Source organism: Microbacterium sp. Z10_103, assembly GCF_058310455.1.
On the sequence record NZ_JBZEGK010000001.1, the window covers coordinates 1666560 to 1688242 of the forward strand.

General features: G+C 70.8%; 20 protein-coding genes and 1 tRNA gene. 9 read left to right on the top strand and 12 right to left on the bottom strand.

Annotated features, from left to right (window positions below):
• Positions 1 to 53: 53 nt before the first annotated feature.
• The 3 genes from rdgB to murI form a co-directional block, all read right to left on the bottom strand.
• Positions 54 to 653, bottom strand: coding sequence for an RdgB/HAM1 family non-canonical purine NTP pyrophosphatase (gene rdgB, locus AC4FS2_RS08090; RefSeq protein WP_491152263.1), 600 nt, complete (start codon positions 651 to 653; stop codon positions 54 to 56).
• A gap of 3 nt (positions 654 to 656) precedes the next feature.
• On the bottom strand, positions 657 to 1391 hold the full coding sequence (gene rph / locus AC4FS2_RS08095; protein WP_491152261.1) for a ribonuclease PH: 735 nt from the start codon (positions 1389 to 1391) through the stop codon (positions 657 to 659).
• Positions 1392 to 1468: 77 nt separating this feature from the next.
• Positions 1469 to 2287: a glutamate racemase gene (gene murI, locus AC4FS2_RS08100; RefSeq protein ID WP_491152259.1), complete on the bottom strand. Its 819-nt coding sequence runs from the start codon at positions 2285 to 2287 to the stop codon at positions 1469 to 1471.
• Positions 2288 to 2344: 57 nt separating this feature from the next.
• Here murI and AC4FS2_RS08105 point away from each other — a divergent pair, with 57 nt between their 5' ends.
• Positions 2345 to 3682, top strand: coding sequence for a nicotinate phosphoribosyltransferase (locus AC4FS2_RS08105; protein ID WP_491152257.1), 1338 nt, complete (start codon positions 2345 to 2347; stop codon positions 3680 to 3682).
• On the opposite strand, the gene AC4FS2_RS08110 is transcribed toward AC4FS2_RS08105, so the two are convergent.
• The 3 genes from AC4FS2_RS08110 to AC4FS2_RS08120 are packed head-to-tail and all read right to left on the bottom strand — an operon-like array spanning position 3679 to position 6806.
• Positions 3679 to 3945, bottom strand: a complete 267-nt coding sequence (locus AC4FS2_RS08110) for a DUF3039 domain-containing protein (RefSeq protein WP_491152255.1) — start codon at positions 3943 to 3945, stop codon at positions 3679 to 3681. The genes AC4FS2_RS08105 and AC4FS2_RS08110 overlap by 4 nt on opposite strands.
• A gap of 39 nt (positions 3946 to 3984) precedes the next feature.
• Positions 3985 to 5544 carry a hypothetical protein gene (locus tag AC4FS2_RS08115; RefSeq protein ID WP_491176980.1) on the bottom strand — a complete coding sequence of 520 codons (1560 nt, stop codon included), beginning with the start codon at positions 5542 to 5544 and terminating at the stop codon, positions 3985 to 3987.
• A complete protein-coding gene (locus tag AC4FS2_RS08120; protein WP_491176981.1) occupies positions 5520 to 6806 on the bottom strand; it encodes an ABC transporter ATP-binding protein in 1287 nt (428 codons plus the stop codon). Before AC4FS2_RS08120 ends, AC4FS2_RS08115 begins: the two co-directional genes overlap by 25 nt.
• On the opposite strand from AC4FS2_RS08120, the gene AC4FS2_RS08125 reads away from it, so the two are divergent.
• The 4 genes from AC4FS2_RS08125 to AC4FS2_RS08140 all read left to right on the top strand — a co-directional run bounded on the left by AC4FS2_RS08125 (position 6799) and on the right by AC4FS2_RS08140 (position 10380).
• The gene (locus AC4FS2_RS08125; protein WP_491176983.1) at positions 6799 to 7155 is read left to right on the top strand and encodes a hypothetical protein; all 357 of its coding nucleotides are present in this window, start codon (positions 6799 to 6801) and stop codon (positions 7153 to 7155) included. The two genes, AC4FS2_RS08120 and AC4FS2_RS08125, sit on opposite strands and share 8 nt — an antisense overlap.
• Positions 7156 to 7294: 139 nt before the next feature.
• Positions 7295 to 7987: a phosphocholine cytidylyltransferase family protein gene (locus AC4FS2_RS08130; protein WP_491152249.1), complete on the top strand. Its 693-nt coding sequence runs from the start codon at positions 7295 to 7297 to the stop codon at positions 7985 to 7987.
• A gap of 43 nt (positions 7988 to 8030) precedes the next feature.
• On the top strand, positions 8031 to 9044 hold the full coding sequence (locus AC4FS2_RS08135; RefSeq protein WP_491176985.1) for a hypothetical protein: 1014 nt from the start codon (positions 8031 to 8033) through the stop codon (positions 9042 to 9044).
• A gap of 10 nt (positions 9045 to 9054) precedes the next feature.
• The gene (locus tag AC4FS2_RS08140; protein WP_491176987.1) at positions 9055 to 10380 is read left to right on the top strand and encodes a maltokinase N-terminal cap-like domain-containing protein; all 1326 of its coding nucleotides are present in this window, start codon (positions 9055 to 9057) and stop codon (positions 10378 to 10380) included.
• On the opposite strand, the gene AC4FS2_RS08145 is transcribed toward AC4FS2_RS08140, so the two are convergent.
• The gene (locus AC4FS2_RS08145; RefSeq protein WP_491176990.1) at positions 10381 to 11652 is read right to left on the bottom strand and encodes a CDP-glycerol glycerophosphotransferase family protein; all 1272 of its coding nucleotides are present in this window, start codon (positions 11650 to 11652) and stop codon (positions 10381 to 10383) included.
• Positions 11653 to 11693: 41 nt separating this feature from the next.
• Here AC4FS2_RS08145 and AC4FS2_RS08150 point away from each other — a divergent pair, with 41 nt between their 5' ends.
• Positions 11694 to 12788, top strand: coding sequence for a glycosyltransferase family 2 protein (locus tag AC4FS2_RS08150; RefSeq protein ID WP_491176992.1), 1095 nt, complete (start codon positions 11694 to 11696; stop codon positions 12786 to 12788).
• A gap of 27 nt (positions 12789 to 12815) precedes the next feature.
• On the opposite strand, the gene AC4FS2_RS08155 is transcribed toward AC4FS2_RS08150, so the two are convergent.
• Genes AC4FS2_RS08155 through AC4FS2_RS08165 form a run of 3 tightly spaced genes read right to left on the bottom strand, consistent with a single transcriptional unit; the run spans position 12816 to position 17159 of the window.
• Positions 12816 to 14279 (bottom strand): CDP-glycerol glycerophosphotransferase family protein, encoded by a 1464-nt coding sequence (locus AC4FS2_RS08155; protein ID WP_491176994.1) that lies wholly within the window; start codon positions 14277 to 14279, stop codon positions 12816 to 12818.
• Positions 14276 to 15520, bottom strand: a complete 1245-nt coding sequence (locus AC4FS2_RS08160) for a CDP-glycerol glycerophosphotransferase family protein (RefSeq protein ID WP_491176996.1) — start codon at positions 15518 to 15520, stop codon at positions 14276 to 14278. The genes AC4FS2_RS08155 and AC4FS2_RS08160 overlap by 4 nt, the downstream gene beginning before the upstream one ends.
• A gap of 40 nt (positions 15521 to 15560) precedes the next feature.
• Positions 15561 to 17159, bottom strand: a complete 1599-nt coding sequence (locus AC4FS2_RS08165) for a S1C family serine protease (protein WP_491176998.1) — start codon at positions 17157 to 17159, stop codon at positions 15561 to 15563.
• A gap of 98 nt (positions 17160 to 17257) precedes the next feature.
• On the opposite strand from AC4FS2_RS08165, the gene AC4FS2_RS08170 reads away from it, so the two are divergent.
• A complete protein-coding gene (locus AC4FS2_RS08170) occupies positions 17258 to 18460 on the top strand; it encodes an aminotransferase class I/II-fold pyridoxal phosphate-dependent enzyme (RefSeq protein ID WP_491177000.1) in 1203 nt (400 codons plus the stop codon).
• Positions 18461 to 18475: 15 nt separating this feature from the next.
• On the opposite strand, the gene AC4FS2_RS08175 is transcribed toward AC4FS2_RS08170, so the two are convergent.
• On the bottom strand, positions 18476 to 19282 hold the full coding sequence (locus AC4FS2_RS08175) for a carbon-nitrogen hydrolase family protein (protein WP_491152234.1): 807 nt from the start codon (positions 19280 to 19282) through the stop codon (positions 18476 to 18478).
• Positions 19279 to 19794 (bottom strand): DUF6328 family protein, encoded by a 516-nt coding sequence (locus AC4FS2_RS08180; RefSeq protein ID WP_491177002.1) that lies wholly within the window; start codon positions 19792 to 19794, stop codon positions 19279 to 19281. Before AC4FS2_RS08180 ends, AC4FS2_RS08175 begins: the two co-directional genes overlap by 4 nt.
• Positions 19795 to 19885: 91 nt before the next feature.
• Between AC4FS2_RS08180 and AC4FS2_RS08185 the strand changes: the two genes are divergently transcribed.
• Together AC4FS2_RS08185 and AC4FS2_RS08190 are read left to right on the top strand one after the other, a co-directional pair.
• A tRNA-Met gene (locus tag AC4FS2_RS08185) sits at positions 19886 to 19959 on the top strand.
• Positions 19960 to 20108: 149 nt separating this feature from the next.
• Positions 20109 to 21671, top strand: a complete 1563-nt coding sequence (locus AC4FS2_RS08190) for an MDR family MFS transporter (protein WP_491177004.1) — start codon at positions 20109 to 20111, stop codon at positions 21669 to 21671.
• Positions 21672 to 21683: the final 12 nt, after the last annotated feature.

Consider the following 21683-nt stretch of genomic DNA (forward strand, 5'->3'; position numbering starts at 1 on the left):
GGTCGGGGGGTGCCGTGTCGTCATGTCGGGAACGAGAACGATTCTCCCTCGCGTCACATCCGCCCCAGCAGCGGGACGAGGGCCGCGAACGCGCGTGCACGGTGCGACTCGGCGTTCTTCTCGGCAGCCGTCCACTCCCCGACCGTCCGCTCTGCGCCGGGCTCCTGGCCGTCCGGGATGAAGATCGGGTCGTATCCGAATCCCCCCTCGCCGGATGCTGCGGCAGCGAGCCGCCCGTCCCACCGGCCTTCGACGACATCCTCACCGCCGCCGGGCGTGACCAGCGCGATGGTGGAGACGAACTGCGCCGTGCGGTGCGGATCGGCCACATCGGAGAGCTGGTCGAGCAGCAGCGCGAGATTGGCCGCAGCATCCTTGGCGTGTCCCGCCCAGTACGCGGAGAAGACACCCGGGGAGCCGCCGAGGACATCCACACACAGCCCCGAGTCGTCCGCGAGCGCGGGGAGACCGGTGTGCGCGGCGGCAGCGCGGGCTTTGATCAGCGCGTTCTCGGCGAACGTCACGCCGTCCTCGACCGGCTCCGGACCGTCGTAGCCGACGACCTCGAGGTCGGGACGCACGGCAGCGACGATCGCGCGGAACTCGTCCACCTTGTGGGCGTTGTGGGTCGCGAGGACGATCTGCCGCCCCATGGGTCAGCCCGCCAGCGCCGCGGCCTGAGTGTCGCGCAATTCGCCGCACCCGGCGACGCCGAGTTCGAGCAGCCGGTCGAGCTCGCTCTTGTCGAAGGGCGCGCCCTCGGCGGTGCCCTGCACCTCGACGAACAGGCCCCGGCCCGTGACGACCACGTTCATGTCGGTCTCGGCGCGCACGTCTTCGACGTAGGCGAGGTCCAGCATCGGTGTGCCGTCGATGATCCCGACCGAGACGGCCGAGACCGAGTCGATGAGAACCTCGGAGCGCTGGGCGATGAACTTCCGCTCCTTACCCCAGGCGATCGCATCGGCCAGAGCCACGTAGGCGCCCGTGATCGCGGCCGTCCGCGTCCCGCCGTCGGCCTGGAGCACGTCGCAGTCGAGGACGAGGGTGTTCTCCCCGAGCGCCTTCGTATCCACGACGGCGCGCAGCGCGCGGCCGATGAGCCGCGAGATCTCGTGGGTGCGGCCGCCGACGCGCCCCTTGATGCTTTCCCGGTCATTGCGGCTGTTGGTCGCCCGCGGCAGCATCGCGTACTCGGCGGTGACCCAGCCCTTGCCCTTGCCGGCCAGCCACCGGGGCACGCCGTTCGTGAACGACGCCGTGCACAGCACGCGCGTTTCGCCGAAACTGATGAGAGCCGAGCCTTCGGCATGGCTCGACCATCCTCGCTCGATGGTGACGCGTCGCAGCTGGTCGACGGCGCGGCCGTCAGCGCGGGTGATGTCGGTCATGGGATGCCTTTCCTTCGGGTGAGGTCTCGGTCTGCAGATCTCCCGGGGGACGTCTGCAGGGTGAGGGAAGAGGCCGCTCAGCGCGGCAGGTCGATAGCTCCGGTCTGGACGAGCTGCACCTCGCGCACCTCGCGGCCCATGAGCCGGTGGGCGAGCGACAGGAACTCGTCGACGGAGTCGCCGGTGGCTTCGTACACGTGCGAGGCGACCGCGTCCGGGCCGGCGAGCAGATCGCGGCTCACGAGCTGGCGGTAGACGTCCTTGGCCGTCTCGGTGTCGCTGGAGACCAGGCTCACATCCGGGCCCATCACGTAGCTGATGGCCCCCTCGAGGAACGGATAGTGCGTGCACCCGAGCACGAGCGTGTCCACGCCCGCGTGGCGGAGGGGCGAGAGGTACTCCTCGGCGACGGCGAGGACCTCGGGCGAGTCGGTGACACCGGCCTCGACGAACTCCACGAACCGCGGGGAGGCCTGTGCGAACACGGTGAGACGTTCGTTGACCTCGAGCATGTCCTGGTACGCGCCGGACGAGATCGTCCCCTCGGTGCCGATGACGCCGATCCGGCCGTTGCGGGTCGTCGACATCGCCGTGCGGACGGCGGGACCGATCACCTCCACCACCGGGACGTCGTACCGCTCGCGGGCGTCACGGAGCATTGCCGCCGACGCGGTGTTGCAGGCGATCACCAGCATCTTGACGCCCTGATCGACGAGCGAGTCGAGCACTTCGAGCGAGTACCGCCGCACGTCCGCGATCGGCTTCGGCCCGTACGGCGAGTGGGCTGTGTCGCCGACGTAGAGGATCGACTCCCGCGGCAGTTGCGCCGACACGGCCCGGGCGACGGTGAGACCGCCCACGCCCGAGTCGAAGATTCCGATCGGCGCCTCATCCACGACATCCCACCCTACCCGCGCCTGCCGGCACACCCGATCCGTGGATAGGGTGACGGGATGAGCGCGAGCACCGCCTTGAAGACCGACCGGTATGAGCTCACGATGCTGGATGCGGCGCTGCGCGACGGCACCGCGGAGCGTCGATGCGTGTTCGAGGTGTTCGCTCGGCGCCTGCCCGGTGCCCGCCGCTTCGGTGTCGTGGCCGGGACCGGGAGGTTGCTCGGCCTGCTCCGGGACTTCCGTTTCGGCGACGAGGAGCTCCGCTTCCTCCGCGACGAGAAGGTGGTGGATGCGGCGACGCTGGAGTACCTCGCCGACTACCGCTTCGGCGGGTCCATCACCGGCTACCGGGAGGGTGACCTGTACTTCCCCGGATCGCCGCTCCTCACCGTGGAGGGCACGTTCGCCGAGGCCGTCCTCCTCGAGACGCTCGTTCTGTCGGTGCTGAATCACGACTCCGCGATCGCGACGGCCGCCGCCCGGATGAGCGTGGCCGCCGGAGACCGTCCGCTGGCGGAGATGGGGTCGCGGCGCGCGGGCGAAGATTCGGCGATCGCGGCGGCGCGCGCCGCCTACATCGCAGGCTTCAGTGCGACCAGCAACCTCGCTGCCGGCCAGCGCTGGGGCGTTCCGACCATGGGAACCGCCGCCCACGCCTGGACGCTGCTGCACGACACCGAGGAGGCGGCCTTCCGTTCCCAGGTCGACGCCCTAGGCCCGGAAACGACCCTGCTCGTGGACACCTACGACATCCGCAGCGGGGTCGAGACCGCGGTGCGCGTGGCCGGCACGGGTCTCGGCGGGGTACGGATCGACTCCGGCGATCTGCCGACGGTCGCCGCCGACGTGCGCGCACTTCTGGACGAGCTCGGCGCGAGAGATACGCGCATCACGGTCACGAGCGACCTGGACGAATTCGCGATCGCCGCCCTGGCCGCCTCCCCTGTCGACTCCTACGGCGTCGGTACCTCCCTGGTGACCGGGTCGGGAAGCCCCACCGCCGGCATGGTCTTCAAGCTGGTGGCCCGCCAGGGAGGCGACGGGTCGTGGCTGGGCGTGGCGAAGGCATCCACCGACAAGGCGTCGCGAGGCGGGCGGAAGGCGGCCTTCCGGACGCTGCAGGAGGGCGTCGCCACGAGCGAGCTCGTGGTCGTCTCCGACGGCTTCGAGGATCTGGATGCGGCCGCGGCCCACCCCGACGCGCGTGCGTTGCAGGTGCCGCTCGTCGTCGACGGCCGCATCGATGAGGCGGCCGAGGGGCACGACGGCGTCGCCGCAGCCCGGGCCCATCATGCGCGGGTGCGGGAGGAGTTGCCGGTGCGCGCCCTGGCGCTCAGCCGGTCGGACCCCGCTCTGCCGACGGTGTTCGTCGACGCGGACGCTGCAGTCCGCTAGCCCTGCAGGGACTCGTAGATCTCTTTGCACGTGGGGCAGACGGGGAACTTCTCGGGGTCGCGGCCCGGCGTCCACTTCTTCCCGCAGAGCGCCCGAACGGGCTTGCCGGTGATCGCCGACTCGAGGATCTTGTCCTTCTTCACGTAGTGCGAGAAGCGTTCATGATCGCCCGGCTCGACGTTCTCCTCGCGGATGAGCTCTTCGAGCTCGCGGTCGAGGGTCGCGATTCCGCCCGGATCGGGCTGGTCCAGTGGCGTGCTCATGATGTGCCAGTGTAGCCGGGGGCGGGCTCCCCCGGCCCGTCACGACGCTTCCGCGAACTCCATGATGCGGTCGCCACGCCGCTCGAACACGGCGGCGCCGATGGCGACGCCGGCCGTCAGGACGATCACCCCCACGGCCACGCCTCCCCACAGCGCCGCGATCGCGTAGCTCACGTCACGGGTCAGGGCCAGCCATGCCCACCACAGGGCCGGTGCACTGAGAACGATCGCGCCCAGCAGCACCAGCGCCTGCGAGGTCGCGGCGCCCGAGCCGGTGCGCTGCGGCTGTTGGAACGGGCTGTCACCCGGGTGCGAGACCGCATACGGCGCCGCCGCCGAGGCGATGCTCGACAGGCCCAGCCCGGAGAGGAAAAGCGAGGCGCTCACCCCTGCGAGCGCGGGGAGGATCGCCCATCGACCATGCACCGCCGTCGCCACCGACACCGCGATGGCGAGCACCGGGAGGCCGATGAGAAGCATCGGGACGAGCCGTCCCACCCGGTCGGCAACGCCCCGCACGCCGCTGGCGATGTGCATCCAGATGGCCGTGGAGTCGTACGCGACATCGTTGTGCGGCAGCCACCCGAAGAACAGCGCCAGTACCGGCACCGGCACGAGCGCCGCGATCCCCAGCGGCACGCCGGCAACGAGCAGCGGGACGACGGTGAGAAGCGCCGCGATGGGCACGACCAGGTAGTTCACGAGGTAGCGCCGGTCGCGGAGCCAGTAGACGAGGCTCCGTGCGGCCACCGCTCCGCCCGGGGTTCCCGGAGCCGCCGCGAACCATCCGAGGCCTCCACGCTCACGCACAGCGGCGGGCCGCTCGATAGTCGTCAGCATCCGCGTCACCACCGCGAACCAGGCCGCCGCGAGGGCGACCGGGGTGGCGACGGCCACGGCCAGGGCGATGGCCAGGTCGCCCCCTGCCAGAGAGGGGAGCCCCCAGGCCGCCCCGAACGGTGTGACCGCGAGGATCCCGGCAGCCTCCCGCAACTGCACCGGAACGGCGCCGCGCCACTCGAGCGAGGCGAGGAAGACACCGACCGGAACGACGACGACGAGGACCCCCACGAGGAACAACCCGGTGAGTTCGCGCGACCGCCGCTCCCGCACGACCAGCGCGGCGACCGCCTCGCTCACACGCGCGAGGAGGGTGCACGTGAGGACGCTGAGCACCACCGAGGCGGCTCCCAGCCCGGGTGACGCGCCGTGTGCCCGCCACATGACCGCGGCACACACGGCGAGGACGAGGACGACGGCGATCGGCACACTGAGCAGTCCGGTGACCGCCAGCGCTCCCGCCAGGCGCGCCGGCGGGAGCCCGAGGACCGCGAATCGTCGGGGATCGAGCGGATCGACCGTGCCGAGGACGAGCGGGGCGACCGCGAACCCGAGCGTGATGGCCGAGCCACCCAGCACGGTCACGACATGGGCCGCGGCATCGGAGGCGTCGCGCAGGCTGAGGATGGCGACGCCGGCCGCCGAAGTCGCCGCGGCCAGGAGAACGAATCCGGTCGCCATCCGCAGCACGTGGCGGCGGTCACCGCGCACCGCGCCCAGCAGCGACGCGAGTCTCAGTCGGAGAAGGCGTGCAACCACTCCAGGCCCTCCACGTCGCCATGTCCACCGGCGAGCTCCAGGAATCGCTCCTGCAGCGTGCCGGCGCCCCGCACCTCTTCGACGGTGCCCTCGGCCAGCACCTGTCCGGCCACCAGCACCGCCACGCGCGTGCAGACCCGCTCAACGAGCTCCATACCGTGGCTGGAGAGGATCACCGTGCCGCCGTGCGCGACATAGGTCGTCAGGATGTCGAGGATCACGGCGCTGGACACCGGATCGAGGGATTCGAACGGTTCGTCGAGAACGAGGAGCCGCGGCGAGTGGATCATCGCCCCGGCGAGCATGACCTTCTTCGTCATGCCGGTGGAGTAGTCCGAGACGGAGCGCCCGAGTGCGTCGACCAGATCGAAGGCGCGCGCGAGGTCGATGATGCGGCGCTCCACGACCGCTGAGGGCAGGCCGCGAAGCACTCCGTAGTAGTACAGCAACTGGCGGCCGGTGAGCCGATCGAAGGTGCGGAGCCTGTCGGGGAGGACGCCCATGGCCCGCTTGGCCTGCGTCGACCGCGTCCGAGAGTCGACGCCGTTGATGGCGATGGTCCCCTCGTCGGGGCGGAGAAGACCCGCGATCATCGACAGCGTCGTGGTCTTGCCTGCCCCGTTGGGCCCGACGATTCCGTAGAAGGATCCCGCCGGGACGGTGAAGCCGACCGAGTCGACCGCCAGCGTCCCACCGAACGTCTTCGTCACGCCGCGCACCTCGAGAGCGGGAACCGCTTCGTCAACAGCGTCGTCCGCCGCGGCATCGTCCAGGATCGCCGTGATCGCATCCTCCGCGGGATGCTCCGGAGATGCTTCGTGCACGGGGGGCCCCACCGGCTCCGGCGCGGGGTACGGCTCGGGCTGCTCGGTCGGGACCGCTTGGGAGAGGACCGCCGGCTCGGGCTGCTCGGTCGGCACCGCTTGGGAGAGGACCTCCGGCTCAGGCTCAGCCTCGAGTTCAGGCTCCGGCTCAGGCTCGGGCTCGAGTTCAGGCTCCGGCTCCGGCTCTGTCGCGCTGTCGGGAACCGCGATCGGCGGCAGCGGCGGCAGCGGCGGCACCGGGGGCAGCGGTGGCCGCGGTGGGATCACGAGTCCGTCGGGCAGCGGCGGCGGACCAGGGATCGGCACTGCGCTCTGCGGAGCGGCGGCGCCGGCCCCGCTCGTCGGGGTGGCATCCGCCATCGTCGGTGCGCCCGGGGTTTCCGCCCGCGTGGGGGCAGCGTGAGAAGCGGCGGGTGGGTTCGGCGCGGGCTTGTTCACCGCGGACTTCCTCGCCGGCTTACTGACTGTCGCCGCGGTCGGAGCGGCAGCTCGGGCGGCGGCGGGTCGTTTCGCCGCGGGCTTCTTCGTCGCCGGCTTCTTCGTCGCCGGCTTCTTCGCCGGCGGCTTGTTCGCCGGCGTGGGCTTGGCACCCGACACGGTCGTCGAGCGTGCGGGAGAATTCGTCCGCGAAGGCGTCCGGGGCTGGGGCGGCGCGGCCGTCGGAGCCGCCTCCGGGTCGATGTGCCTCTGGACGTCCGGGGGTGAGTCGTCAGGCAGCGGCAGCGAGGCTGTCATCGGTCCAAACTATCAAGCCCCACCGACTCAGCGGCCTGTTGTTCCCCTGTGAGACCGGCAGCCGGTGCATCACGAATCGGCAACGGGTGGCCGATATTGTGCACCCTTCCAGGCTGGATCGCTACCATGAGGGGCGCACGAAGGAGTGGCGTTCCGGTGAACCGGAAGTGAACCAACCCCCAGGAGCAACAGTGTCCCCTCAGATCGTCATCCTCGCCGCCGGCCTCGGCTCGCGCCTGGGTCGCAGCCTTCCCAAGCCCCTCACCGAGCTGGGTGACGGTCGCACCATCATGCAGCAGCAGCACGACAACGTCCACGCGGCCTTCGGTCAGGGCGCGCGGATCCTCACCGTCGTCGGCTACCGCGCCGAGACGATCGTCGACGCCTTTCCCAAGGCGGACTACGTGTACAACGAGCGCTACGACCAGACCAACACGTCCAAGAGCCTCCTGCGTGCGCTGGCACAGACCGGTAAGCGCGGCGTCCTGTGGATGAACGGCGACGTCGTGTTCGACCCGCGCATCCTCGGTCGCGCGCTGCCCCTCATCGAACGCGACCAGTCCTTCGTCACGGTCAACACCGCGAAGGTCAGCGACGAAGAGGTGAAGTACACCGTCGGCGCGGACGGCGTCATCAAGGAGCTGTCCAAGACGGTCGTCGGTGGCATCGGCGAGGCCGTGGGAATCAACTTCATCTCCGCCCGTGACAAGAAGGCGCTCCAGCGCCAGCTCGCCCGCGTGGGTGACCAGGACTACTTCGAGCGCGGACTCGAGCTCGCCATCGCCGAAGACGGGCTGCGTCTGGAGCCGATGGACATCTCCGACCTGTACGCGGTCGAGGTCGACTTCGCCGAAGACCTCGAGCGCGCGAACCTCTTCGTCTGAGCCGCTCGGCACGCGCGCAGACGTTCCGCGTAGGATCGCCCCGATGAGCGACAAGGTCCACCGCATCCATTCGCTCCCCGAAGACGCGCCCTGGTCGGGCGGGCTGCCGCCAGTCGGCTCCGAGGAGCATCCCCGATCCATCCGCGCGCTCGATCGCGTGTTGGCGATCCAGCGCCCCGCGGTGCTCGCCCACTTGCGCAGCATCCGGTTGCGCCACCCGGATGCCTCGCCCGCTGACCTCGTACGGATCCTCGAGCGTCGGTACCTCGCCACCGTCACCGCGGGGGGCGCTGCGGTCGGCGCCACCGCCGTGGTCCCGGGCGTCGGGACGGGCATCACTCTCGCGCTCAGCGGCGTCGAGACCGTGGGATTCGTGGAGGCGACCGCCCTGTTCGCCCAGTCGATCGCCGAGGTCCACGGCATCGCCGTGGACGATCCCGACCGTGCGCGCGCGCTCGTTCTGACCCTCATGCTGGGCAAGGAGGGCGTGGACCTCGTCGCCCAGCTGGCAGGACAAGCCGCCGGTCGGGGGCCGACCCGCGCCGGCTACTGGGGTGAGATGGTCACCAAGACCCTCCCTCGCGCCTCCGTCGGGCCTGTCGTAGACCGCCTGAAGCGCGCCTTCATCCATCAGTTCGCGGTGCGCGGCAGCGCGTCCTGGATCGGCAAGGCCCTCCCCTTCGGAATCGGCGCCGCCGTCGGCGGGGCCGGCAACAACATCCTCGGGCGTCGCGTCCTGGTCGGCTCACGGCGCGCGTTCGGCGTCGCACCGGTGGTTCTTCCCGCCGAGCTCGAGCCCCGGCCCGGCACTCTTCGCATGGAGCACGCCGCGGTCGTCGGTGCGCAGCGCGTCGGTGGCGCGATCGCCGGTGCCGCCGGAACGGCCGCGCGCGGCATCGCCACGGCCGGACGGTCCGTCGGCGGCGCCACGCGGCGCGCCGGTGGGGCCGCACGTCGTGGCCGGACGGGACGACCGGACGCGCACGACACGGCCGGCGATGGCGGCGCGCCAGCCACGGACGCGACGCCTGCTGCCGACACCGTCCCCGAGCGGTAGCGTCGGGAGCATGGACAGCACGCTGGCGTGTCTGCGCGAGTGGATGCCCCGCCAGCGGTGGTACGCCAACAAGGGAGCGGTGCCGCGACTGCGGCTCATCGCCGAATGGGACCTCGGCGGTCGCCCGGACGCTCGTGTCCAGGTGCTCCTCGTCGCCGACACGAGCGGCGACAGCCCGGCGCTGTACCAGATCCCCGCCGTGTGGCGATCGGCACCGGCGCCCGGTGAGATCGGGCGTCCCCACGGGTCGGTCATGGTCGATGGTGCAGCCGACCCGGCCTTCCAGGACATCTTGTTCGCCTGGGTCACGCGCGGCGGTCGAGTCGGCGGGGTGGATGGCCCGCTCTACGGCGAACCGGCCTCCCGCCACGGTCACTGGCCGCACACCCTCCCCGCCACGGTGCTGGAGGGCGAGCAGTCGAACACGTCCATCATCTTCCGCGGCACCGCGTCGGCGCATCCGGTCATCTGCAAGATCTTCCGCCAGGTGCACGCGGGCCTCAATCCCGACATCGAGTTGCAGTCCGCGCTGTCCGAAGCCGGCGCTCGGTCGGTGCCGCCTCTGGTGGGGACGGTGTCCGGCGTCTGGCGGCAGCCGGGTGACGAGGGACATGTCGTGGCCGGGTCCCTGGCGCTCGCGCAGGAGTTCTTCCCGGGAGTCGAAGACGCATGGCGGGTGGCGCTACGCGCCGCGGCGGGTGGTGTGGACTTCCAGCAGCAGGCGGCACGGCTCGGCGCCGCCGTGGCCGACACGCATACCGCGCTCGCACGCCTGTTCCCCACACGCGATGCCACCGACGGCGACCGCGCCCGGACAGCGGAGGGCTGGCAGACCCGCCTGACGGCGGCCGTCGACGCGGTGCCCCCGCTGCGTTCGGTCGTCCCCGCGATCGACGCCGCGTTCGACCGAGCCCTCGGGGCGGACTGGCCGCGGCTGCAGCGCATCCACGGCGACCTTCACCTCGGGCAGGTCCTCGACGTGCCGCGGCGCGGGTGGGTTCTGCTCGACTTCGAGGGTGAGCCGATGCGGCCGATGGCCGAGCGGCATGCACCGGACTTCACTGTTCGTGACGTGGCGGGGATGCTGCGCTCCTTCGCCTATGTCGTGGAATCGGTCGACTCCTCTGCCGTCGACCCGCGCGCGTGGGCGGAGGCGGCACGCGAGGGTTTCCTTCGCGGGTACGCGGCCACCCCGGGCGCGGTCGTTGCCGACGGCGACCTCCTGCGTGCGTTCGAATTGGACAAAGCGCTCTACGAGACGGTGTACGAGGCTCGCAACCGCCCGGACTGGGTGCGGATCCCCCTCGCGGCGGTCGAACGCCTCGCCGGGGTCTGATCAGTCGGCGACGTCGGCTTCGGCACCGTCGCCGACGTCGTCCTCGGCCCCCGGCCGGGTGTGCCACTGCTCCCACCGCTCCATGAGTTCCTCGATGGCTGCAGAAAAGCGCGCTGTCGCCGCTCCCGGCGAGGTGTCTCCGAAGTAGTACCGCACCCAGTGCTGCAGGCGCGCCACCGACTCCGGGTCGGCCAGCACCCGCTCGGACTCGGCGACGACCGCCCCCGCGTCGGAGGCATCCAGCCATTCGCACGCCGACAGGTAACCGTGCGTGTCGACGGCGGCCTCCGGGTCGGCCGGGCGCGTGATCATCAGCGGCTTGTCGGCGGCGAGGCGGTCGTAGACCATCGCGGAGATGTCCACGATGGCGAGATCAGCGGCGGCGAGCTGCCAGCCGAGCTCGGCGCCGTCGTCGTAGACGTGCTGCGCTCCGGGATCGGCGCCGTTGGCCGCGGCGATGGCGGCGATGATCCGCCGGTTGGCCGCGCCGTACTCGGGATCCACAACGCCCGAACGGGGGTGCGGGCGGTACACCACGCGGTGCTGCCCGGTGGCCAGGAGCGCTGCGACGAGCGCTTCCCCGTGAGTACGGACCGACCCGTAGTGCGCGGACGGGCGATCCCCCTCCCACGTGGGGGCGTAGAGCACGACCGTGCGGTCATCGGGCGTGTACGGCAGCACTCCCGAGTAGTGATCGGCCTGAGGACGGCCGATGGCGAAGGTGCGGGCATCGAGGTCGTAGTCCCACAGGACGCGTGAAAGGCGGTTCCGCGCCGCTTCGCCCGCCACGAAGGCATAGTCGTAGGCCTTGAACTGGTTGGTGGCCATGTACATCTTGTCGGACTCACCGTGGTTGATGAACACGTGCCAGCGGTGGCCGTACCGGAACATCTGGAAGTTGCGGGTGTTCTGGTTGACGTACAGGACGACGCGAATGTCCTGGTCCGCAACGAAGTCCTCCAGGTCGCGGACGGAGGGCACATAGGCCACCGGCAGCGCGTCTTCGGCCAGAAGTGCCCGCGCACCGAACGCGGAGCGCGCCAGCACCACGACAGGCCAGCGCTCGGCCAGCTGCGCGAGGGGCTTGTACCACTGGCGCATCTGGTACATGTTCACGCCGCCATCCGCGAAGTACACCGCGATGCGGTAGTGGTGAGGCGGATGCGGGACCTCGCCCTGCAGCGCCCGCCGCACGGCCGCCGCCGCGGCCCGGTTGGCCAGGCCTTTGCGGAACAGACCCCACGCGAGCTGGACGTCGCTGAGCAGTCGCATCCTTCCAGCGTACCCAGACAGCGCCGTGACAGAATCGACGGATGCATGTCGCCGCACCCGGACGCAGGGACGCGCCGGTTCCCGCGGAGGAGGCCGGCGTGACCTTCGTCATGCCCGTGCTCAATGAGGAGCGGTACCTGCGCCGGGCGGTGGAGACGGTGCTCGCCCAAGACGTCCCCGGTCCGGTCGAGCTCGTCCTGGCCCTCGGACCCTCGTCCGACCGCACCGACGACATCGCCCGGGCGCTGGCACAGGAGGACCCGCGGATCCTGCTCGTGGACAACCCGGCGGCCGACATCCCCGTCGGACTGAACCGCGCCATCCGCGCCGGGCGGTATCCGACCGTCGTGCGCGTGGACGCACACTCCGAGATCGCCCCCGACTACACCCGGCGAGCCCTTGCCACCCTCGCGCGGGTGCGGGCCGCGAACGTCGGGGGCGTCATGCACGCCGAAGGGCGGACGCCCTTTCAGCGCGCGGTCGCACGCGCCTACAACTCCCCCATCGGCCTCGGCGGCGGGGCGTACCACGGCGGGACGAAAGAGGGCCCCGCCGAGTCGGCGTACCTCGGCGTCATGCGCCGCTCCGTGCTCGAAGAAGTGGGTCTGTTCGACGAGTCCATCCGCCGCGGCGAGGACTGGGAGCTCAACCTGCGGATCCGCCGCGCCGGGTACCGCGTGTGGTTCGACCCCGAGCTTTCGGTGATCTACTGGCCCCGCGAGAGCTGGGTTCGTCTCGCACGGCAGTTCCGCGCCACCGGGGCATGGCGCGGCGAGCTCGTGCGGCGCTACGGCCGCCGCAACTCGCTGCGGTTCTTCGCTCCCCCAGCCCTCGTCGCCGCCGTCGGGCTGAGCGCCGCCGTGGGGATGCTGCAGGCCACGCGGGTCACCACCGGGGCGTGCTCGCGGATCGCGTCGGTCGTGCACGTGCCGGTGGCCGCCTACGCCGCGCTGGTCGCGGGCGTCGCCGCTGGTCGCGGCGGCGGAAAGGGATGGCGCGACAAGGTCTGGACTCTCGCCGTCCTCCCCACCATGCATCTGTCGTGGGGGGCCGGCTTCATCTCCGGGCTGCTCGCGGGCGCCCGCGACACCGTGGACACCTCCCGGCTCGACGGGCGCAACACCCCCCTGCCCTGACCACCGGGCGGCAGAGTCTCGCGTTCCCTACTCGGGGCCGGAGACGAAGCCCTGGTCGAGGATGCGCGCGACGACCCGTTCGGCGGCCCCGCCGTCGTCGCGGGCGTTGAAGGTCCGTCGCCAGCGGTCGTACCGGTCGGCGTAGGGAGTCTGGTCGTCGTTCCGCAGCGCCGCGATGAGCTCGTCCTGCGTGCGGACGATCGGACCGGGTGCGGCGTCGGCGAGGTCGAAGTAGAAACCGCGCAGCTCGCCCCGGTAGTGGTCCATGTCGGGCACGAGGAAGTACATCGGCTTGCCCGTGACGCTGAAGTCGAACATCACCGAGGAGTAGTCGGTGATGAGAGCGTCCACGGCCGTCAGCAGACGCGACGTGTCGGGGAACCCGGTGACGTCGATGACCCGCGGTCCCTCGGCGTCCTTCCCGGGGAGCAGGGTGCGGGAGTGCCCACGGACGAGCACGACCGCACCGAGCTCGGCGGCGAGCGTGGCCGGGTCGAGGAAATCCACGATCTCGTCGCGGTCGTCCCGCCACGTCGGGGCGTAGAGCAGCACGCGAGCGTCGGCGGCGATACCGAGATCGCGCCGGGTAGCCGATCCGTCGTCGGTGACGAGCACGTCGTTCCGCGGGTATCCCTCCACCCAGATGGGGCGGCGGAAGAAGGCGTACGCCTTCCGGAGGATCCGTCCGGCGTACGGGTTCTGCGCCAGCAGCACGTTCCATCGCCGCGACTCCTTGACCACGGCCGCTGCCCGCCGCGGGTCGAAGCCGGGGCGGTGCAGCGCCAGTCGCTTGAGCGGAGTGCCGTGCCACGTCTGGAGCACGACCTGCCCCGGCCGGCGCGCGAACCGGCGTCGCATCCAATCGTTGATCACCAGCAGACGGGATGCTCCGCGAGCACGCCACCACTGCGGGCTTCCCTCGACCACGGGGATCGCGCCGTCGGGGACCTGGACGGAGAGGTCGACGACGCTCCAGTACCGCGTCACCCCGGGCGCGCGGCGGGCCAGCTCCCGGTCGATCGCGAGGGGATTGCAGCTCGCGTTGCGCCCGTAGAAGCTCTCGAAGAACACCGCGTTCTCGAGTTGTTCCCGGGCCGCGGCGTACCGGCGCTCGAGGGCGGCCTGCCCCTCTCCGGAGTCGTACACAGGGTTGACGGGTGGCCCGATGCGCGCCCGCGTACCGTCCCACGACGCGCGCAGCGTCCCGAGCAACGTGATCGGGACGTGATCCTGCGGCAGACCCGCATCCGTCGCCTCCCCCGGCTCGATCGTCAGCGCGTATTCGCCGCCGGGGAGCGGTAACGGCGGGCCGCCCCAGCGCGAGGCACGCAGCTCGATCACCGCGCGCCACGTCCCGCCGTCTTCGCTGAGGCGCCCCTCGGCGCGCGCGCGCCGACCGACCAGGGTCACCGCGTCCGGCCGTTCGCCGTTGCCGGACACTTCCAGCGTCGCGACGCCATCGTCGCGCACGAGGAAACGGGCGTGGGTCATGAGACTCTCTCTCTCGCGCCGACGGCGGCGCGGATGGCTTCGTAGACGCGCTCGGCATTACGGCCGTCACGGAAGGCGTGAATGCGTTCGCTCAGAGCGAACGAGCGGTCCAACCGCTCACTCGGATCCTGCAGCACGGCCTCCAGCTGCCCGCACAGGACACTCCAGGAATCCGCCCAGTCCGGGCCCGCGACATCCGCGTACCGCCCGTAAAGCCCCCGTCGAGCGCGGTACGCGTCCAGATCCGGGGCGAGATACAGGACGGGGAGGGGCACGAGCGCAGCGTCGAAGGCCAGCGAGGAGTAGTCGGTCACGAGGACGTCCATGCCGGGCAGGAGCGGGGTGACGTCGCGCACGACGTCGCTCCCCACCGCGCGGACGCGATCGGTATCGAACGGCGGACGGTACTCCCCCGCGCCGAGTGGATGCGAACGGACCAGCAGCACCGCCTGGAATCGCTCCAGCACGTCGATGATGGTCCGCCACTCCGCGGGCGTCGGAACCGCCGGGTCGGGCTCGCCGTCGCGCCACGTGGGCGCATAGAGCACGACGCGGGTGCCCGCACCGATCGGGCCGACCGCGTCACGGAGGGCGACGGCTGCGGCGGCGCGCCGCTGGCCGGCCGTCCCGCGGGAGAGCACGTCCACCCGGGGTTCTCCCGTGACCGGTACGCACGCGCTGGGCAGCCCGAACGCCGATTCGAGCCGGCCGCGCACCAGGTGCGAGGCCGCCGGCAGGATCCGGATGCGGCTCGTCGCGGCCGCATACATGCGTCGGAGGACCCCGCGCACGAGGCGGGAACTCGGCAGGATGCGGCTCCGGAGCGTCTCCGGGGAGTCCAGACCGATGCGCTTGAGCGGGATACCGTGCCACAACTGCACGACGAGGGCGCCGGAGACGCCGTACCGGTTGACGTCGCCGAATCCGTGCGTGACGACGATGACACGTGCCCGCGCGGTGCGCCAGAACCCGCGGAAGCCCGTTTTGCGCACGTGCGGGATACCCCGCCGGTCGGCCTCCCGCGCTTCGTCGTCGGTCGCGACCAGCCAGACGGCACGCTCCCCGGCGGAAGCGGCCTGCTCCCACAGCGCGAGAGCGCCGTCGGCGATGCCCACGGCGCATCCGAACACCCACTCGTCGCGCGTGCGCGGAATGAGGGCGGTAGCGAGGCGGCCCAGTGCGTAGATCGGGATGCTCAGGAGCTTCCGCGCATTTCCCGCACCGAACGAGAAGGACGCCACCCCGCGAGCCTATCGCGGGGTGGCGTCCGTGCCGGGAGCGCTACGAACCGAGCTCCCCGAGGGTGACATCGGCGGTGCGCGACTCACCATCGCGGACATACGTCAGGGTCGCGTCCGAGCCGGCGGCGAGGGCACGAACCTGCGCCGTGAGATCCGTCGAGTTGGTGATCGGCTTGCCATCGAACTCGATGACGACATCGCCTTCGCGAAGCCCCGCCTGCTCGGCTGCGCCTCCGGGGACCACCTCGGCGATGTATGCGCCGGCGGTCTCGGCGTCCTCGACCGCGGAGGCGGCCTGGACCTGGGCGCCGAGGAGACCGTGGGTCGCCGCGCCGTCCTCGATGATCTCGTCCGCCACGCGCTTGGCGACGTCCGAGGGGATCGCGAAACCGACCCCGATGTTGCCGGCCTGTCCGCTGGACGAGCCGCCCGCCGAGGCGATGGCGACGTTGATGCCGATCAGTCGTCCCTGAGAGTCGACGAGCGCCCCGCCGGAGTTGCCCGGGTTGATGGCGGCGTCCGTCTGGATGACGGAGATGCTGATGCTCTCCGTCGACCCCGGCTGCTGCTCTCCCTGACCGAAGTCGAAGAAGAACGGCCCCTCCTGGCCCGGTGTCTCCGCATCGCCCCCGTCTTCGCCGTCGTCCGGTGCGGCCGCAGAGGCCACCTGGATCGAGCGGTTGAGGGCGCTGATGATTCCGGTGGTGACGGTGTTCGACAGTCCCAGCGGCGCACCGATCGCGACCGCCTCGTCACCGACGTTCAGGTCGTTCGAGTCGGCGAATTCGATCGGCGTGAGCCCCGACGCATCCTGGAGCTGAATCACCGCGAGGTCGTAGATGGGGTCGGTGCCGATGATCTCGGCGTCGTAGACACGCCCGTCCGAGGTCGTGGCGGTGATCTGCGCGTCAGCGCTCTGGCCGTCCAGCGTCACGACGTGGGTGTTGGTCACGACGTAGCCGTCCTCGCTGAGCACGACGCCTGACCCGGTTCCGCCCCCCTCGCCGGTGCTCGCGCTGATGGTGACGACGCTGGGCACCACCTTGGCCGCGATCGCGGCGGTCTGGTTCACGTCGTCGGTGTCGTTGATGGTGATCGTTCCCGGACCTGCGACCAGCGCAGAGTCCTCGCCGCCCCACAGAGCAAGTCCGGCGTAGCTGCCACCGAGCCCTGCGGCACCGCCGACGAGGGCGGCAGCGACGATCAGACCGACGACTTTGCCGGCACCGGACTTCTTGCGGGACTCCGCCTCATTCTGGGCCGCCGGCACTGCGGCGGGCTGCGCCGCCGGGGCGGGGGCGGAACCATACGCGTACCCGCCGGGCTGACCCGCGTACGCGGGTCGCGCGGGGCCGGCGTACTGTCCGGGTCCGAAGCGGGTGGGGGGTTGTTCGCCGGCCGTACCCCACCCTGCGCCCGTCGACGCGGCGCGCGTCGGGACGGGACCGGGATGCGGTGGCACGGGTGTCGAGCCGGGAGGCGTCGTGGACGTCTCGGTTGCGAGGCTCTGTTCCGGGGTCTCCGGGGTGTGCGGCGCCTCTGCGGCACTGCTGTTGGTCTGTGCGGGCGTGGGAGAGCCGTCCTGCGGCGAGGATGCCGGGACGTTCTCTGAGGGCCGCTCGCCCTGGTTGTCGCTCATGGTTGCTCCTTCTGCCAAGCAATATCCAGCGTGACGTCGGTTGCTGTGCGTTTTCTATGGTCCGACCGGGATCCGTCTATGCGACTAGCGTGAGGGGGATGCGAGACATTCCCGGAGCTTGGCGGCGTGCCGCCGAGGGTGCCGGTCTGAGGGCACCGGACGGGTCGACCGTACCGACCATCTTCGCCGAGATGAGCGCTCTTGCGGCCAGAACCGGTGCCATCAACCTTGGCCAGGGCTTCCCGGATGAGGATGGACCGGGCGTGGTGCTGGAGACGGCCCGGGAAGCGATCGCTCAGGGCGTAAACCAATATCCGCCCGGGCGCGGCACAGCCGACCTCCGGCGGGCGATCGCCGAGCATCAGGAGCGCTTCTACGGCCTGCGGCTCGATGCCGAGCGCGATGTCCTGGTCACCGCCGGTGCGACGGAGGCGCTCTCCGCCTCGCTCCTGGCTCTCCTTGACGGCCCGGACGACGAGGTGGTGGTGTTCGAGCCCTATTACGACTCGTACGCCGCCTGCGTGGCGTTGGCCGGGGCGCGGCTCGTGCCTGTACCGCTGCGCTGGCCGGACTTCCAGCCCGACCTCGACGAACTCGCGGCTGCCGTCACCGACCGCACCCGCGTCATCCTGGTGAACGACCCGCACAATCCCACCGGTTCGGTGTTCTCGCGGGAGGTTCTCGAGCGCATCGTCCAACTGGCCGAACGCCATGACGCGGTGATCGTCACGGATGAGGTGTACGAGCACCTCGTGTTCGACGCTCCGCACGTGCCGATCGCGACGCTTCCGGGTGCCTGGGAACGCACGATTTCGATCTCCTCGGCCGGCAAGACGTTCTCCGTCACGGGATGGAAGATCGGCTGGGTCACCGGCCCGGCGGAGCTCGTGTCGGCCGTGCTCGCGGTCAAACAGTTCCTCACGTATGTCAACGGCAGCCCCTTCCAGCCCGCCGTGGCCACCGGTCTGCGTCTCCCGGACGCCTTCTTCACCGGGATCGCCGCCACGCTGCGGGGGAAGCGCGACCTGCTGGGCGCCGGTCTGCGCGCCGCAGGCTTCGCGGTATCGGTGCCCAGTGGCTCCTACTTCACGGTGGCGGATGCTGCGCCCGTCGGTGCGGCCGACGCCGACGAGTTCTGCCGCACCCTCCCCCAGCGAGCGGGCGTCGTGGGCATCCCCCTCACGGCCTTTGCGACATCCGCTCACCGGGACCGCTACCGCACCCTGGTGAGGTTCGCCGCGTGCAAGCGGACCGATGTTCTCGAGGACGCCGCCTCCCGGCTGGCGAGTCTCCGAGCCTGAGTAGCCGCGGCTGCGTCAGGCCGGCTCGACCCGGAACCGGCGGAGCTTCAGCGCAGGGTTGACCCGCCGCACGCGCTCCACCGCCTCGCGGTCCAAATGCGCGACCGCCACATCGGTGCTGGTCCCGACCCCTGCGGCCACGACTCCCTGCGGGTCGACGATGAGGGAGTTCCCGACGCCGAGGGGCGGTGGATGATCGGCTGCCGCCACGAAGAGCGTGTTCTCGATGGCACGTGCCTGAAGCAGCGTCCGCCAGTGGTGCTCCTTCAGCGGCCCCCGCACCCACTCGGCCGCCACGAGCACCACCTCTACGTCGGCATCGGCCAGGACGCGGGCGACCTCGGGAAAGCGCAGGTCGTAACAGGTCATCAGCCCGAACCGCATCCCGTCGACCGTGAACGTCTGCGGCGGAGCGATCTCTCCCGGCTGCACCCAGTCCGACTCCCGCTGGCCGAACGCGTCGTACAGGTGCAGCTTGCGGTAGGTGGCGAGGAGGCCCGTCCGGTCGACCGCGACGACGGCGTTCCGCACGCGGGCGTCGTCGTCCGCACGCTCGAGCAGACCGGCGGCGATCGTGACATCGTGCTCATCGGCCAGACCGATCAGTGCCGAGACGAAGGGACCGTGAACCGTCTGGGCGTTCGCGGAGAGCGACGCGTCGAACGGGTCGAGGAAGTAGCTGGAGTACTCCGGGAAGAGCACCACGCGCGCTCCCCGCGACGCTGCCCGCGCGACCAGAGACCCGATGACGTCCAGGTTCGCCGCCACCGAAGCCGTGGGCGCGAACTGCGCGACAGCGACCCCGACCGAATCCACGCTCATCCGTCCTCATCTCCCTCGAGCCGGAGGCGGATCGTCACCGGCACCACCACCCACAGTACGAGGATCAGGGCGGCCAGGGCGGCGGACGCGGCGACCGCCGCACCCCAGCCGACCACGACATCGAACACGAACGCGACCACTCCCGCCAGCAGAAGCGACACGGTGATCAACGCAAGCAGCAGTGCCCGGTGGCCATACCGGACGACCGAGGCCTTGGCGTGCTGGCGGAACAGGAAGCGATGCAGCGCCACCGGGGCGAGGGCCACGATCGCACTGAGCGCCGACAGCACCACCAGCGCGAGATAGAACACGCGCTGCCCGCGGTCGAGGTCGGCGAAGGCCGGCTGGAAGGCCAGGGCGAGGAGGAATCCGGTCAGGATCTGCGTGCCGGTCTGCAGGACCCGCAGCTCCTGCAGCACGTCGTTCCAGTTGCGATCAGCCCGCTCGGCGGGCGTCTCGTCGCGACCTTGAGAGGTGTCATCCTTCGCTTCGGCCCCGTTGTCCCTGCTCATGTCCGAATCCTTCCGACACCGCGCTCGAACGGCAACCACGACGTCCGCCCGGTGAGGCACTCCGACGGACCGTGCTAGGCTGGTGATGTGCCGCGGGGTGGAGCAGTTCGGTAGCTCGCTGGGCTCATAACCCAGAGGTCGCAGGTTCAAATCCTGTCCCCGCAACAATAAAGGCCCCGGATCTGATCCGGGGCCTTTCTCTCTGCCTGACCGGGCTCGGCTGCGCACCTGCCGCCCGCCGGGGGCCGCTGCACTTCCCTGCAGTGATGCGCCAGGGGTTACCGCGCGCCGTGACGTCGTGTAGTCACGTCGGTGTGAGCACCTCCCCAGCGACTGATGATGCGCCCGACGTCGGCATGTCCCGCCGCCGCGTTGGTGTGATCTTCGGCGCGCTGCTGGCCGCGATGTTCCTCTCCGCTCTCGATCAGTCGATCGTCGGCACGGCATTGCCCACGATCGTCGGCGATCTGGGTGCGGCCGAAGGCGAGGGCTGGGTCGTCACGGCGTATCTGCTCGCGATCGCGATCGTGATGCCCATCTACGGCAAGACGGGCGATCTGTTCGGTCGCCGCGTGCCGTTTCTGCTGGCGATCTCGCTGTTCCTGGTGGGCTCCACCGGCTCGGCGCTGGCGGGTTCCTTCGCGGAGCTCATCGTCTGGCGCTCCGTGCAGGGCCTGGGCGCCGGCGGGCTCGTCATCCTGTCGCAGGCGACCATCGCCGACATCGTCTCGCCGCGCGACCGCGGTAAGTTCATGGGTCCGATGGGCGCGGTGTTCGGCATCGCCACCGTCGCGGGGCCGCTGCTGGGCGGCTGGTTCACGGAGGGCCCCGGGTGGCGGTGGTGCTTCTGGACCAATGTCCCCGTCGCGATCATCGCCCTGGCGATCGCGTGGTTCGCCCTGAAGCTCCCCTCCCGTCGACCGGCGCGACGCTTCGACGTGCGGGGCGCCCTGCTCCTGGCGACCACGACCGCGGGGATCGTCTTCCTCACCAGCTGGAACTCGCTCACCGGCGGAGCCGGCTACGACTGGCGCGACCCCTGGCTTCTGGCCCTGACCGCGGTGACCCTGGCCGCGCTCGGCAGCTTCCTCTGGATCGAGTCCCGCGCGGCCGACCCGATCGTGCCGCTGCAGCTGTTCCGCAGCCGCACCTTCACGGTGGCCGCGCTCATCGCCCTCGTGCTGGGCATGGCGATGTTCGCTGCGCTGTCGTTCCTGCCGACCTTCCTGCAGATGTCGGAGGGCGTCGGAGCGACGGCATCCGGCCTGCTGATGCTGCCGATGACGGCGGGGCTGATGATCAGCTCGCTGGTCTCGGGCCGGCTCATCACCCGCACCGGACGGTACAAGGTATATCCGATCGCCGGGATGGCGCTCGCCACCGCCGGCCTGGCCTGGCTCACCCAGATCACCGGCGGAATGTCCACGGTGCTGTTCGGCGCCATGATCTTCGTTCTGGGGCTCGGGCTCGGCCTGGTGCTCCAGACGATCGTGATCGCCGCCCAGAACGCCGTCTCCCCCGACCAGGTGGGCGTGGCGACGTCGACGAACAACTTCCTCCGCGAGATCGGCGCCGCCGCGGGTACCAGCATCTTCTCCGCCGCCTTCACCACACGGCTCACGACCACGCTGAGCGAGGCGACCCGCAACGTCCCGCCATCCGACATCCCCTCCGGCTTCGGCGCCTCGTCGCTCACTCCGGCCGCCGTCGAGACGCTGCCGACAGATCTGCGCGATGCCGTGGTCACGGCGTACGCCGACGCGCTGGCGCCCTCGTTCTGGCTTCTCGTGCCGCTCGGGGTGGTGGGCTTCGTCGTCGCCTTCTTCATGAAGGAGATCCGGTTGTCGGACAAGCCCGCCCTCCGCTCGCGCGCCTGATCGCCGCGCTCA

Excerpts from the sequence above, each read along its gene's own strand:
- rdgB (WP_491152263.1), bottom strand. The coding sequence starts at position 653 with ATGGGGCGGCAGATCGTCCTCGCGACCCACAACGCCCACAAGGTGGAC.
- rph (WP_491152261.1), bottom strand. The coding sequence starts at position 1,391 with ATGACCGACATCACCCGCGCTGACGGCCGCGCCGTCGACCAGCTGCGA.
- AC4FS2_RS08105 (WP_491152257.1), top strand. The coding sequence starts at position 2,345 with ATGAGCGCGAGCACCGCCTTGAAGACCGACCGGTATGAGCTCACGATG.
- AC4FS2_RS08110 (WP_491152255.1), bottom strand. The coding sequence starts at position 3,945 with ATGAGCACGCCACTGGACCAGCCCGATCCGGGCGGAATCGCGACCCTC.
- AC4FS2_RS08135 (WP_491176985.1), top strand. The coding sequence starts at position 8,031 with ATGAGCGACAAGGTCCACCGCATCCATTCGCTCCCCGAAGACGCGCCC.
- AC4FS2_RS08140 (WP_491176987.1), top strand. The coding sequence starts at position 9,055 with ATGGACAGCACGCTGGCGTGTCTGCGCGAGTGGATGCCCCGCCAGCGG.
- AC4FS2_RS08145 (WP_491176990.1), bottom strand. The coding sequence starts at position 11,652 with ATGCGACTGCTCAGCGACGTCCAGCTCGCGTGGGGTCTGTTCCGCAAA.
- AC4FS2_RS08150 (WP_491176992.1), top strand. The coding sequence starts at position 11,694 with ATGCATGTCGCCGCACCCGGACGCAGGGACGCGCCGGTTCCCGCGGAG.
- AC4FS2_RS08155 (WP_491176994.1), bottom strand. The coding sequence starts at position 14,279 with ATGACCCACGCCCGTTTCCTCGTGCGCGACGATGGCGTCGCGACGCTG.
- AC4FS2_RS08165 (WP_491176998.1), bottom strand. The coding sequence starts at position 17,159 with ATGAGCGACAACCAGGGCGAGCGGCCCTCAGAGAACGTCCCGGCATCC.
- AC4FS2_RS08170 (WP_491177000.1), top strand. The coding sequence starts at position 17,258 with ATGCGAGACATTCCCGGAGCTTGGCGGCGTGCCGCCGAGGGTGCCGGT.
- AC4FS2_RS08175 (WP_491152234.1), bottom strand. The coding sequence starts at position 19,282 with ATGAGCGTGGATTCGGTCGGGGTCGCTGTCGCGCAGTTCGCGCCCACG.
- AC4FS2_RS08180 (WP_491177002.1), bottom strand. The coding sequence starts at position 19,794 with ATGAGCAGGGACAACGGGGCCGAAGCGAAGGATGACACCTCTCAAGGT.